Raw genomic sequence first — 13,352 nt, 5'->3', positions numbered from 1 at the left:
GGAGGATGTTTTGGATAAAAACATGAAAATTCTTGTTGTTGATGATTTTTCGACGATGAGACGTATTATCAAAAATCTGTTAAGAGATTTAGGTTTTACAAATGTACAAGAAGCTGATGATGGCTCAACAGCATTGCCAATGCTACAAAATCAAGAATTTGATTTTGTAGTAACAGACTGGAATATGCCGGGTATGCAAGGGATTGACTTGTTGCGTGCCATTAGAGCTGATGACAGCCTAAAACATATTCCAGTTTTGATGGTCACAGCAGAAGCTAAAAAAGAACAAATTGTTGCTGCTGCTCAGGCTGGTGTTAACGGTTATATCGTTAAGCCATTTACAGCTGCGACACTTAAGACCAAATTGGAAAAAGTGTTTGAGCGTTTAGGTTAAATAAATAGGAGAGGCTTATGTCAGCACCAGCTGCGCCTCAGATCAGTTTAGAGCAAGCCCGTCAGCTTGTAGTTTACCTTGAAAATGGTGAACAAGATAAAGCTGATCAATTAATTATTGATGCTGCGTCAAAAGAGCAATCAGAATTATTCGCCGAAGTAGGTAAGTTGACACGTCAGCTGCATGACGCGTTGAAAAATTTTGAACTCGACACACGTTTAGCTGATTTGACTACCGAAGCAATTCCTGATGCAAAGCAGCGCCTTAACTATGTTATGGAAATGACAGAGAACGCTGCTAATAAAACCATGGACGCGGTAGAAGCAAGTTTACCTATTGCTCAACAACTCGCTGATGAGATTTCACACATCAAACCAACATGGGATCGCCTCATGAGTCGTGAAATTGAGTTGGGTGAGTTTAAAACTCTCTGTCATAGTTTAGATAAGTTTATGAATAACTCACAAACTAAAACGGATGAACTGCAAGGGCTAATGACCAATGTGTTAATGGCGCAAGACTTCCAAGATTTGACTGGCCAAGTGATCCGCCGAGTGATCGAATTAGTTAGAGAAGTAGAAGACAGCTTGATCCATTTGTTAACGGCATTTGGTAGCCAAGACGATCGAGAAACAAAAATAGTAGCACCAGCCATTGAAAAAATGCCTGCTGAAAATAAAATTGCAGGCCCAGAAGGGCCAATTATTGATAAAGAATCTCGTGATGATGTTGTCTCAGGGCAAGATGATGTAGATGATTTATTATCAAGTTTGGGCTTCTAAGAGGAGATAACGGCATGAGCTTTGAAGTCGATGAAGATATTTTACAGGATTTTCTAGTTGAGGCTGGAGAAATTCTTGAGCTTTTGTCAGAACAGCTGGTGGAGCTTGAAAATAACCCAGATGATACCGAATTACTCAATGCAATTTTCCGTGGCTTTCATACGGTAAAAGGCGGTGCTGGTTTTTTAAGTATGACCGAGCTAGTTGATGCTTGTCATGGCGCTGAAAACGTATTTGATTTATTACGCCAAGGTGTGCGTAAAGTTAATTCTGAGCTAATGGATGTGATCCTACAAGCACTCGATACAATTAACGAAATGTTTGCGACTATTCAAAGTAGAGAAAAGCCTGAGCCTGCAGATCCTGAATTACTTGCCGTTTTACACAAACTTGGTCTGCCTCCGAGTGCAGATGAAATCAGTAGTGCATCACCAATTGACAGTACTCCAGCTCCACAAGTTGATGCTGACGCGATTTTAGATGATGACGACCCATTTGCATTTGATGTTTTATTTGATGGTCAGGTCGAAAACGATACGACTGAAGTGCAAATTGATGAAATTACAGAAGATGAATTTGAAAGTTTACTTGATGAACTACATGGTAAAGGGCAAAGCCCGGCAGCCACAACAAGTTCGGTAAGTAATGATTCATCGAATAGTGATATTACAGATGACGAATTTGATAGCCTGTTAGATGAGTTACACGGTGTTGGTAGCTTTGGTATCGTTAGTAATACGACCAGTAGCCAAGCCGCAGCTTCACCTTCAACACCGGTTGAAGCGCCAAAAACTTCAAGCTCGGATGAGATCAGCGATGATGAATTTGAAGCTCTGCTAGATGAATTGCATGGTAAAGGGAGTGCTCCCCAAGCGACAGAATCAGTACCTGTGTCAGCATCCACACCAACGACTTCATCAAGCGCTAAGCCTGAAGCAAAAGAGCCAGTTCGCACAGAGGTAAGTAAAGAAGTTGAAAAGCCGGCTCCTACAGTAACATCGACAACGGCTCCTGCAACAACAACACCAGCAGCGGCGAAAAAAGCACCACCGGCACAAGCTGATACAACAGTACGTGTTGACACTAAGCGTCTCGATCAAATAATGAATATGGTTGGCGAGTTAGTATTAGTACGTAATCGTCTCGTAAGCCTTGCGACTAACACTGAAAGTGAGGCCATGGGTAAAGCCATTTCCAACCTTGATGTGGTAACTGCAGATTTACAAGGTGCGGTGATGAAAACCCGCATGCAACCGATCAAAAAAGTGTTTGGTCGTTTCCCTCGTGTAGTCCGTGATTTAGCACGTAGCTTGAAAAAAGACATCAACTTGTTATTGGTTGGTGAAGAGACTGATTTAGATAAAAACTTAGTTGAAGCACTGGCGGATCCACTTGTTCACTTAGTGCGTAACTCAGTGGATCATGGTATCGAAATGCCTGATGTGCGTGAAGCGGCGGGTAAATCACGTACAGGTACTGTGACATTGTCAGCATCCCAAGAAGGTGACCATATTTTACTTACCATCCGTGATGACGGTGCGGGTATGGATCCTGAAAAGCTGAAAAAGATTGCTATTAGTAAAGGCGTGCTTGATCACGAACAAGCAGCCCGTTTATCTGATACTGAAGCATATAACTTAATCTTTGCTCCTGGCTTTTCTACTAAAGAGCAGATCTCGGATATTTCTGGCCGTGGTGTGGGTATGGATGTGGTGAAAACCAAAATTACTCAGCTTAATGGCTCTGTGAATATTCAGTCTGAGCTGGGTGTAGGCACAGTTTTAGAAATTAAAGTACCGCTAACGCTGGCAATCTTACCAACATTGATGGTTGTTGTTGGCGAGCAGACATTTGCATTACCGCTGGCTGGTGTAAATGAAATATTTCACCTTGATCTCACTAAAACCAATGTTGTTGATGGTCAATTAACTATCATAGTGCGTAAAAAAGCGTTGCCATTGTTTTACTTAGAACATTGGTTAGTTAAAGGTGCCGATCGTTCTCAGCGCAAAGCACAAGGCCATGTTGTGATTGTACAAATAGGCACACAACAAGTTGGCTTTGTTGTTGATTCATTGATTGGTCAAGAAGAGGTGGTGATCAAGCCGCTTGATGCTTTATTACAAGGTACGCCGGGTATGGCAGGTGCAACAATCACCTCTGATGGTGGTATAGCGCTTATTTTAGATGTGCCTAGCCTGTTAAAGCACTACGCCTAGTCCATTCTTATCTTAACGTGAGAGCTAATTTAGCTCTCACAGATAAAATTTAACAAGAGTATGCCGATGGCAGTTAAAGTTTTAGTTGTTGATGATTCAAGTTTTTTTCGCCGTCGAGTGAGCGAAATACTCGAGCAAGATAAGGATATTGAAGTTATTGGTTTTGCGGTAAATGGCCGAGAAGCTGTGGATAAAGCAAACCAATTACGACCTGATGTAATCACCATGGATGTTGAAATGCCGGTGCTTGATGGGATTAGTGCTGTAAAACAGATCATGGCGGCTAACCCAACACCAATCCTGATGTTTTCTTCACTTACTCGTGATGGTGCAACGGCCACTTTAGATGCGCTTGATGCGGGGGCGTTGGATTTCTTACCGAAAAAGTTTGAAGATATTGCCCGTAATAATGAAGACGCAATTAAGCTATTACAAAATAAAGTAAAAGAAATCGGCCGCCGTCGATTATCACGTTTTAGTCGGCCAGTATCATCAACGCCAGCAGTGCCACCTTCAGGTGCTACGACTTCCCTGCGCTCTACAATTACTCAGCCGGATAGAAGTTTCAACCGAAATACAGCACCAAGTGCTGGTGCTACCGCCTCTATTCGCGCTTCAGGGAAGAAATATCAAGTTGTCGCTATTGGTACCTCTACTGGTGGTCCTGTTGCACTGCAAACCATTTTGACCCAATTACCTGCTAACTTTCCACATCCTATTTTATTGATCCAGCATATGCCTGCAGCCTTTACCCCTGCATTTGCTGCTCGTTTAAATAGCTTGTGTAAAATACACGTAAAAGAAGCTCAGCAGGGGGATAGATTAATGCCAGGTACGGCTTATTTGGCACCAGGCGGTCAACAAATGTTGATTGAAGGGCGAGGGGGGGAACCGGACGCTAAGAGTATTTGAAGATGATAGTGCGCGGATCACATATAAACCCAGTGTTGACGTTACCTTTGCCAGTACAGCGAAAGCGTTTCAAGGTGATGTACTGGCTGTTGTTCTGACAGGAATGGGAGCCGATGGCCGTGATGGAGCGAGGATGCTGAAACAAGCGGGTGCCACTATCTGGGCACAAGATGAAAAAACCAGTGTGGTTTATGGTATGCCGCAAGCGGTTACAAGTGCGGGGCTATCATCAGCAAGTATTGCACTGAGCGATGTTGCTACTCGATTAGTTCGTGAGATTGGTTGTGGATAAGCTGTCATTTTTAGGCCTATTAGTGGCCCTTTGTGCTATTGGCTTTGGCTACTCATTGGAAGGCGGGGTTGTTAGTGCGTTGTTTAATGGTCCAGCGCTCATCATTGTGCTCGGTGGGACACTCGGGGCTGTGATGTTACAAACACCAGCCAGTACCTTTAGTAAAGTACTCAAGATCAGCCATTGGGTGTTCTTTCCACCACGTCATGATATCGATGGGGCTATTGAGCAAGTGAAAGGTTGGTCTCATAAAGCGCGTCAAGAAGGTTATTTGGCTTTAGAAGAGATTGCATTAACGCACCCTGATCCATATGTTGCCAAAGGACTCAGTTTGTTGATTGATGGTAATAGTGAACAAAAACTTAGAGACACGCTAGAAATTGATTTATTACTGGAGCGTGAACGTCTACTTGAGGCCAGCCGTGTCTATGAAGCGCTAGGCGGTTATAGCCCAACTATTGGTATTTTAGGGGCCGTACTTGGGCTTATTCAGGCAATGTCGTTTATCACAGATCCTGAAAAATTAGGCGCGGGCGTGGCAACGGCATTTATAGCAACTATTTATGGTGTTGGCTTGGCAAATTTATTATTTTTGCCTATGGCTAACAAACTACAGCAACAGATTGAACAGAAAATGCTGTACCACGAGCTGCTCGCAGAGGGGATTATCGCTATGAGTCAAGGCGATAGTCCAGCTAATATTGAGCTTAAACTTGAAGCGTATCGTGTTGAGCGACCGACTCAGTTGCAACCATAATGATACGCCGCCGCCTTCGCCATTCGTCAAATAAAAACCAACATACTGAGCGTTGGCTGGTTTCCTATGCTGATTACATGACCATAATGTTTGCATTTTTTGTGGTGATGTATGCCATTGCTATCAATAAAGAAGAAAGCTTCCAAATTCTATCTGACTCGCTAGAGCAAGTGTTTGATAAATCAGCTCGCCAGCATTCCCAAGAAGGCCAAGGCGTAACTGGAACAGGCTTATTAACTGATAGGGTTAGCCCCGAAAAAGAGCTACTGTATGGGGAAAGTATCCAAAAGCAAGAAGTAGGTCCAGAGTTGCTCGATGGTCAAAGCGATACGAGTAATATAAAGCAAAAGCATTTAGGTAAACCATTGGATAGTTTACTGACTAAACTGCAATCAGCGTTAATTGATGAAATACGTGATGGCGAAGCCAGTTTAGAATTACACCAAGATTGGTTGATTATTGAATTGAGCTCAGGAATGTTGTTTTCAAGTGGTAGTGCTGTGGCACACTTACGTGCAAAACAAGTGATCAAACTCGTGAAAGATATTATAGCCCCAGTTGATAATTATATACGGGTGCGTGGTTATACTGATAACGAAACGATTCGAAATGAAATGTTTCGGTCTAATTGGGAGCTGTCAGTCGCTCGAGCAACGTCTATGCTAGTAGAGCTTGAGAGCTTAGGAATTAATCCGGCTCGAATGGCTATTGAAGGCTATGGACAATATTCACCTTTTGCTGACAATGATACCGAGCAAGGCCGAGCGGAAAATCGTAAGGTGGTGGTGGCCTTATCTAAGTACGGTTTGCCACCGGAGCCTAAAGCCACTGAGGAGCAGAAGAGGCAACAATTAGCGCCAGAGCCACAACCAATTGAGTTGCCAAGTGACGATAACAGCATTAAAGTGATCCAACTCCCACATGGCGGTATTCGAATTACAACGCGCAATGAAAAACAATAAGGTGTGATGTGAAAATTTGGACAGTAGCGAATCAAAAAGGCGGAGTAGGTAAAACCACGACGGCTGTTAGTTTAGCTGGCATATTAGCGCTGCAAGGAAAGCGAGTATTACTGATAGATACTGATCCACATGCATCGTTAACGTATTACTTTGGCATTGATTCTGAAGATTTAGAAGTCAGTGTCTATGATATCTTTGCCCGGGGTAACACCATGGCCAGTGAAGAGATTTTACAAGCACTGTGCCCATCAAATATTGATAATTTAGATATTTTGCCTGCTACTATGGCAATTGCCACCTTAGATCGTAGTATGGGAAATAAAACAGGGATGGGGCTGATTTTAAAAAAAGCATTAACTAAAATCAGTGAGCATTACGATTATGCGATATTAGATTGTCCGCCTGTGTTGGGCGTTTTAATGGTAAACGCTTTGGCGGCCAGTGAACGGATCTTAGTGCCGGTGCAAACGGAGTTTTTGGCACTAAAAGGGCTTGATAGAATGATGCGGACCATGGAGTTAATGCAAAGCTCGCAATCAAAGCAGTATCAATATACCATTATCCCTACAATGTATGATAAACGCACCAATGCATCTCTTGAGGCATATAAAACGTTACAGCAGAGCTACCAAGACAAGGTGTGGCCAGGGGTCATACCGGTCGATACAAAGTTTCGTGATGCAAGTTTAGCTCAGCAAGTGCCAGTTCAATATTGCCCACGCTCCAGAGGTGTTTATGCTTATCGCGCATTACTCGACTATTTAATTGAACAAGGTTAATGAATGAGTAAGCAGTTATTTGCTAATGAAAAAGTAATGACCCAGTACTTGGGGGCTTTATTGTGCGAAGAAGAATCTACGGACTTAGAGCCGGTTGCAAAATTACTCGAACAAGTATCACCAACAAATAGTAGCACTGACATGCCAGCGAAGGCATCGCAGCAAACGATTGTGCAACCCAGCGCATTGAACGAACCTGCAACAGATGTTCAACAAGAAATAACCGAACAAACTCCTCCCTCCCTTGAGAAACCACAGATCCAAGCTAATATCAATGATATAGCTAAAGAGCGTTCATCACTTGATGGCGTTGCGGCGAAAACGCCAGTTCAACGTCAAGAAGATTACTTTGATGGTGAATTCCAAGCGTTATTTTTTGAAGTTGCGGGATTGACCCTTGCCGTCCCCTTGAAGGCACTTGGTGGCATTCATCAGTTAGGGGAAGTGAATCAATTGTTCGGTAAACCTAAATGGTTTAAAGGGGTTATGCTAAATCGTGAAGAAAACCTTAATGTTGTTGATACCGCTCGTTGGGTTATGCCAGAAAAGTATACCCAAGAGTTAGAAGACAAATTAAACTACCAATACTTAATTACTTTAGGTGATAGCCAGTGGGGATTATTGGCGGAAAAGCTAGTTAATAACATCACACTGCGTAGTGAAGATGTGAAATGGCGAGCTAAAAGTGGCAAGCGGCCTTGGCTTGCAGGTGTAATTAAAGAAAAAATGTGTGCCTTAATTGATGTACAAAGTTTAAATCAATTATTAGAGCAAGGTTTAGATAGCCGCGAGCAGTAACGATTATCGGAGTACTAACATGAGTGAACAAAGATTATTATCAAGCAGTAAAAATACCGATGGCAATGATAAAGTGTTGCAGTGGGTCACTTTTAAATTGGAATCAGAAACCTATGGCGTGAATGTAATGCAGGTACAAGAGATTTTGCGTTACACTGAAATTGCGCCAGTACCTGGCGCGCCAAGCTATGTACTGGGGATCATAAACTTACGTGGCAACGTTGTTACTGTAATTGATACCCGCGCACGGTTCGGTTTAATGTCAGCAGAAACGACTGATAATTCACGTGTTTTGATCATTGAAGCTGAAGAGCAGGTCATTGGTATTCTTGCTGATAGTGTGGCAGAAGTTGTTTATTTACGTAGTTCAGAAATTGACAGCGCACCGAATATTGGCACAGAAGAAAGTGCTAAGTTTATTCAAGGTGTGAGTAACCGTGATGGCGAATTATTGATTTTAGTTGATTTAAACAAATTGCTAAATGATGAAGAGTGGGACGAGCTGAGCGGCTTATAGCGCTTACGGAAAAACTATGTTGTTATACTCGTTGCTAGGCGCCTCATTATTACTTGTTTTAGTATGTTTGGGGCTAATTTTTATTAATAACAATAAACAGGTTGCGGCGTTAAAAAGTAGAACACTGCAACTACAAGAAGCACAACAACAGCTAAGTATTTTACGCAGTGAAGTTGCTGAAATGCGCACCGGTATGCTCAGTATTGGCAAACGGTTAGTTGCTGTAGAAGAGCGTAATCAGGAATTAGCGCAATTACAAGACGCGCAAAAATATGATGATCCTGATGCTAAAATTTACTCGCGAGCAGTAAAAATGGTTGAATTAGGGGCAGATATCGAAGAAATCATTCGTGAATGCGAGCTGCCACGTGCCGAAGCTGAATTACTAATGTCGTTACACCATCAAAAAGGCGCGAGATAGCGCTTTTTTGTTACCGCTGACTTAAAGCTATTTACGCCTTAATATTTAACTTGCCCTGAAAGTCTTGCCAGCCCGGTGGAAATTTCCCTCGTAGCACATACGAAAAAGCAATTAACTCGGCAATTACATAGTACAGCTCTTTGGGGATCTCCTCACCAAGCTCTAAATGCGATAATGTTTTTGCTAAGGCCTCATCCTTATGGATCAAAATGCCTTTTTCTTCAGCCGCCCTGATAATTTCTTCCGCAAGTTCACCAAAGCCTTTACTGGTAACCGTTGGTGCGCGGCCTGCTTCGTAGAGTAAGCCAATTGCAGATTTATGCTGAGAATTGTCACTCATAGTCTAAACCTTAATATTAATGATGGCATGGGATTGGTAAAAAGCTTGGTGTTGTGGTGCGCCTTGACTAAGTGTCATTTCGCCTACTTGCAAGCCGTGAGCGGTTAGTTTATGACGCAGGCTCTCAAGGTGAGGGTGGGCCAAAGCGGTGACATCTTGACTTGACGCGAGTAATTGGCAGTCGAGTGCTTTATCCATTAACTCTGCGGTGATCTGCAACTGACCAAGCTCAGCATAGTCAAAATTAAGCCGCACAAACCAAACATTTTTTCCTTCGAGTTTTTCTTTACTGGGTTTTTTATATTGCCCTAACGATATTTCAGTTTGTGCCGCTTCAGGCGGCAAGCGCATAGGTAGTAAGAATTGTACCAGCGGGTTTGTATCTGGTTGCTGATTGATTGGCGTACTATTTACTTGGCTGATTGCCGTTTTTATTTGGCTCAGCTCTGCGGCTAATGCTTGCGACTGTGGTTGTAATAATTGCTCTTGCAGTTTTTGCGAATTAGTTGCTTTAAAATTTGGTACTAATACCTGAAGTAGCGCATCTAAAGAACTTTGACTATTAAAGTGTAAGGCACTGATATGTGCCAAACTCGGCGCAGCTAAAATACCCACTGTTAACTGTTCAAGCGCTTGGCTAAAACTATTTTGCAGCGCACTAGCGCTTAAGCTTTCAGGGCGCAACACGCTGAGTATTTCTCGTTGAATAGTAAGCGGTTGCAACGATTGACTATCAATCATGCGGCTAAAAGCCTGATTAACAAGCCGGTTTAAATCAATATTTTCGCTGACTTTACTCGTCGCAAACTTATCAATTTGTGCAGCAATATGCTGTTTATCGTTATGTGTAGCTACTTTAAAGTTTGGCAGTGGTTTTTCTATGGGCATCCTTAAAAGTGGGGCTAGCAATTTTGCCTCAAGAGGCAAGCTGATTTGGCTCGCTGGTAGAAAATCGGTTATAGGAGCTTTAACCGCCCCCATAGTTAGGGGAGGCGCCGTTATGCTAAGAGGAAGGACACCTGTCACTTTTTGCGTTTTGCTCTCTAAATCCGTTATTTTTGGCGCAGGGATGTGCTGGTGCTCTGCAAGCGGTATGCGAGTTTTAGGTGCTGTTTGACTGGCGCTCTGCTCAGCGCTAGGTTTACTTGTTTTATAAAACTCAGACTGTGGTGACTGCAATAAGGCTGCTGCTTGTTTACTTATCGTTTGGGTTGTTTGCTCTTTGGTCATTGGCGAAGTAACGAAAGGCATAGTTTTATCTATATTAGTCTGTATAGAGCTGGTTGGTTGAGTGTATTTGCTATTGGCTGAGGGTTTCGCCATGGGGGGTTGCGTTGTAATTGTTTGCTTTTCTGTATTTGGTTGTGTTGCTGCTTGGGCTACTTTTTTGTCAATCTGGCTTGGTTGCATAGGTGAAAAAGCAAGTGTGTCTTTAATAGGTGAATTTATCTGTACTTTGCCATCAGTTAGACTTAAAGCGGGCTGGACAGGAGTTGTAATACTCGCTAACCCTGCCTTTAGTTGCTGAAATAGCTGTACTAAAGGCGGTGACTGATGAAAATGTTTCGGCAGTGCCGTGCCTTGACTGATATCGGCTACGAGTGGTTGAACCTGGCGAGCTGCCATGGCAGAAAGGTTTATTTGGGTAAGTGATTTAGGTAATAAACTAGGCGCCATTTTGGTAGTTAAAGGCTGTTCAAGTGGCGGCTGAGGTGTTGCTGTTGCATTTTGTTTGTGGGTTGTACTTAGATGGTTAAATGGTTTGCTTTCAAAATAGCGAACCGCATCTGTAACCCGGGTTTTTAAATCGGCAAAACTATGCTTTAACCAAGAGCTGATCGGACTATTATTTGCCAGCGATGGGCTGATAATTGTTGCGTGTGTCTGTGTGCTTAAAGGCGCCAACTGTTGGCTTTTTTGCAGCAAAGAATTAAACGTCGTCGCTAATGAGTTTTTTAATTGCAAGGTTATTTTTGGCTGTTGGGTTTTTATAATTAATTGTTCATTAAGTGCTGTAAGTTGAACTTTTTGTGCCATTACATCAGGTTGGTTTTGCCCAAGGGGAAGATTACTTTGCAGTGCCTTCGTTGCGAGCTTAATATTGCCATTATAGTTATTAAAACTAAGTGCTGCGGTGTTCTTATTTAATGTGAGTTGCCCGTGTGGGACTAATTTACTCAACCAAGCTACAAGTTTTGCTTGGCTTATAGGTTGTTGATGCAGTGTATCTGCAAAACGATTAACCACACTTAAAGTAAAATTGCTCTGATTTGCGGTAATAATGGCTTTTAGCCCTTGTTCATTGTGAAGTAGTTGCGCGACTTCTTTATTAATAGGTACACTGGCTTGTAATTGAGTTAATACTAGTTTTGCAACGGGCTGTAGCGTGATCTGTAATGGCAAAGGTTTATTATCAACCTGCTCACCAGTGTTTATAAAGTTTAAAAGACTTTGTAATTGGTTAGTCTGACGCAGGCTAATTTCAACTTGTTTTGGGGTAATGGAGAGTTGTTTTCCATCTTGGCTGAGCTGAATATCGGCACTGGCAATTTTAGGAAGGTTGCTTTGCGATTCAGTGGTGGCTAAGCGGAGGGTTTGCCAATGCTTGTCCAGGTACACCTCCATTTGTACTGAGCCTTTAGTAAACACAATATTTTTAGCACTGAGCGTTTGATCGCTCAGGTCGGGTATTTGCTGTGCTGTAGCATTGTGTGACGAATGGCTGACAGAAAGCGAATTTGCTAATGTTATCTGTGTAGGTTTATTCATTATTTTAAATCAAGTTTTTCACTAATCGGTGCAAAGCATTATTCGTATTACCCTATCATTATGCTAGACTAACGCCTAATTTTGGGTATAGAGAATCATCATCTTGTTACACATTAAGTCCGTCACCTGCATCAAGCAAGACCGTTGTTTATTTGCGGATCTTAATTTCCGTTTGAAATCAGGTCAAATTATGCAATTGGCAGGCCCAAATGGGGCTGGTAAAACATCATTATTGCGTATAATCGCGGGTTTCTCTACGCCCGATGAAGGACAAGTGATTTGGCAAGGTGAATCTATTGCAAAAAATTATGATGAGTTTGCCCGTGAGTTATTGTTTATAGGTCATAAAACTGGCGTGAATGGTCAGCTGAGTGCGATTGAAAATGTACGGTTTTGGTTACAAATACAAGGTTATAACACAAAGCAAGATCTCTACTCGCTATTGGCTAAAATAGGCTTAGTAGGGCTTGAAGATGTACCGGTTCGTACTTTATCTGCGGGGCAACAACGCCGTGTTGCGCTGATCAGGTTATGGCTTAATAATGCCAAGTTATGGGTGCTTGATGAACCTTTTACAGCGTTAGATAAAGCAGGTATTGCATTTTTACAGCAGCGTTTTTTATCCCATTTAGCGCAAGGTGGAGCAATTTTATTAACCACCCATCAAGACTTAACAACACACTTTAATGAGTTACAAACAGTAACTTTGGAGTACCGACACTGATGTTACGTCAGCATTCATATTGGCAGCTGTTTAGTGCTGTATGCAAAAAAGATTTACAGTTGGCATTTCGTCAGCGCGCTGAAATAGTAAACCCTCTCCTTTTTTTCTTAATTGTGATTACCTTATTTCCGTTAGCAATTGGCCCTGAGCCCGGTCTACTCGCGCGTATGGCACCTGGGATTATTTGGGTCGCTGCTTTGCTATCTACTATGCTGGGCCTGGATAAGTTATTTCGTGAAGATTTTAATGATGGCAGTTTAGAGCAGCTGATCGCCTCATCATACCCGTTATCCTTGACTGTGCTTGGCAAAGTTGTCGCTCACTGGATCATCACGGGTGTGCCTTTGGTGCTAATGACGCCGTTATTTGCTTTGTTATTAAATTTAGATAATCAAGCATTGCTAGCAACGGTGCTTACCTTGTTGTTAGGTACGCCATTACTGAGTTTTATCGGCGCCATAGGCGCAGGGCTTACCGTGGGGTTACAAAAAGGCGGAATTTTGATGAGTCTGCTTGTGTTACCTTTGTATATCCCAGTATTAATTTTTGCAACGTCGGCTATTGATACCAGTACTATGTCACTGGATTATAGCGGGCAGCTTGCCATCCTTGGTGCGATGCTCGTTATTGCCGTAATTAGCGCACCAATCGCCATATCGTCAGCATTGAAAGTGAGTGTAAGTTAA

The 13,352-nt window shown here is 42.5% G+C and carries 13 protein-coding genes and 1 pseudogene; 12 read left to right on the top strand and 2 right to left on the bottom strand.

The genetic code is table 11. The features are described from left to right. The first annotated feature begins 10 nt into the window (after positions 1-10). From cheY to KAN5_RS09405, 10 genes and pseudogenes are all read left to right on the top strand, one after another. Positions 11-394 carry a chemotaxis response regulator CheY gene (gene cheY, locus KAN5_RS09450; RefSeq protein ID WP_016708035.1) on the top strand — a complete coding sequence of 128 codons (384 nt, stop codon included), beginning with the start codon at positions 11-13 and terminating at the stop codon, positions 392-394. Positions 395-411: 17 nt separating this feature from the next. Beyond that, complete coding sequence (locus KAN5_RS09445; RefSeq protein WP_138554068.1) at positions 412-1,176, top strand: protein phosphatase CheZ; 765 nt, start codon at positions 412-414, stop codon at positions 1,174-1,176. A gap of 14 nt (positions 1,177-1,190) precedes the next feature. After that, a complete protein-coding gene (locus KAN5_RS09440) occupies positions 1,191-3,395 on the top strand; it encodes a chemotaxis protein CheA (RefSeq protein ID WP_016708033.1) in 2,205 nt (734 codons plus the stop codon). Positions 3,396-3,461: 66 nt separating this feature from the next. Next, positions 3,462-4,599: pseudogene (locus KAN5_RS09435) on the top strand (chemotaxis response regulator protein-glutamate methylesterase). Next, positions 4,592-5,356, top strand: a complete 765-nt coding sequence (locus KAN5_RS09430; protein ID WP_244389601.1) for a flagellar motor protein — start codon at positions 4,592-4,594, stop codon at positions 5,354-5,356. Before KAN5_RS09435 ends, KAN5_RS09430 begins: the two are co-directional and overlap by 8 nt. After that, positions 5,356-6,318, top strand: coding sequence for a flagellar motor protein MotB (locus KAN5_RS09425; protein ID WP_244389600.1), 963 nt, complete (start codon positions 5,356-5,358; stop codon positions 6,316-6,318). The genes KAN5_RS09430 and KAN5_RS09425 overlap by 1 nt, the downstream gene beginning before the upstream one ends. Positions 6,319-6,326: 8 nt before the next feature. Continuing rightward, on the top strand, positions 6,327-7,097 hold the full coding sequence (locus tag KAN5_RS09420; protein WP_016708029.1) for a ParA family protein: 771 nt from the start codon (positions 6,327-6,329) through the stop codon (positions 7,095-7,097). 3 nt (positions 7,098-7,100) lie between these two features. Then, a complete protein-coding gene (locus tag KAN5_RS09415) occupies positions 7,101-7,895 on the top strand; it encodes a chemotaxis protein CheW (RefSeq protein ID WP_244389599.1) in 795 nt (264 codons plus the stop codon). A gap of 19 nt (positions 7,896-7,914) precedes the next feature. Further along, positions 7,915-8,412, top strand: a complete 498-nt coding sequence (locus KAN5_RS09410) for a chemotaxis protein CheW (protein ID WP_016708027.1) — start codon at positions 7,915-7,917, stop codon at positions 8,410-8,412. Positions 8,413-8,428: 16 nt separating this feature from the next. Next, on the top strand, positions 8,429-8,833 hold the full coding sequence (locus KAN5_RS09405; protein WP_016708026.1) for a DUF2802 domain-containing protein: 405 nt from the start codon (positions 8,429-8,431) through the stop codon (positions 8,831-8,833). Between the two features lie 31 nt (positions 8,834-8,864). On the opposite strand, the gene KAN5_RS09400 is transcribed toward KAN5_RS09405, so the two are convergent. Continuing rightward, positions 8,865-9,173, bottom strand: coding sequence for an EscU/YscU/HrcU family type III secretion system export apparatus switch protein (locus KAN5_RS09400; protein WP_016708025.1), 309 nt, complete (start codon positions 9,171-9,173; stop codon positions 8,865-8,867). Between the two features lie 3 nt (positions 9,174-9,176). Continuing rightward, positions 9,177-11,942, bottom strand: coding sequence for a flagellar hook-length control protein FliK (locus KAN5_RS09395; protein WP_244389598.1), 2,766 nt, complete (start codon positions 11,940-11,942; stop codon positions 9,177-9,179). Positions 11,943-12,045: 103 nt separating this feature from the next. Between KAN5_RS09395 and ccmA the strand changes: the two genes are divergently transcribed. Together ccmA and ccmB are read left to right on the top strand one after the other, a co-directional pair. Then, on the top strand, positions 12,046-12,666 hold the full coding sequence (ccmA, locus tag KAN5_RS09390) for a cytochrome c biogenesis heme-transporting ATPase CcmA (protein ID WP_244389597.1): 621 nt from the start codon (positions 12,046-12,048) through the stop codon (positions 12,664-12,666). Then, positions 12,666-13,352 carry a heme exporter protein CcmB gene (gene ccmB, locus KAN5_RS09385; protein ID WP_016708022.1) on the top strand — a complete coding sequence of 229 codons (687 nt, stop codon included), beginning with the start codon at positions 12,666-12,668 and terminating at the stop codon, positions 13,350-13,352. The genes ccmA and ccmB overlap by 1 nt, the downstream gene beginning before the upstream one ends.

The sequence above is a fragment of the Pseudoalteromonas sp. KAN5 genome, from assembly GCF_022846535.1.
Lineage (GTDB): Bacteria > Pseudomonadota > Gammaproteobacteria > Enterobacterales > Alteromonadaceae > Pseudoalteromonas > Pseudoalteromonas haloplanktis.
The sequence above is the reverse complement of the archived record's forward strand: the minus strand, read 5'-3'. Positions and strand labels throughout refer to the sequence as shown.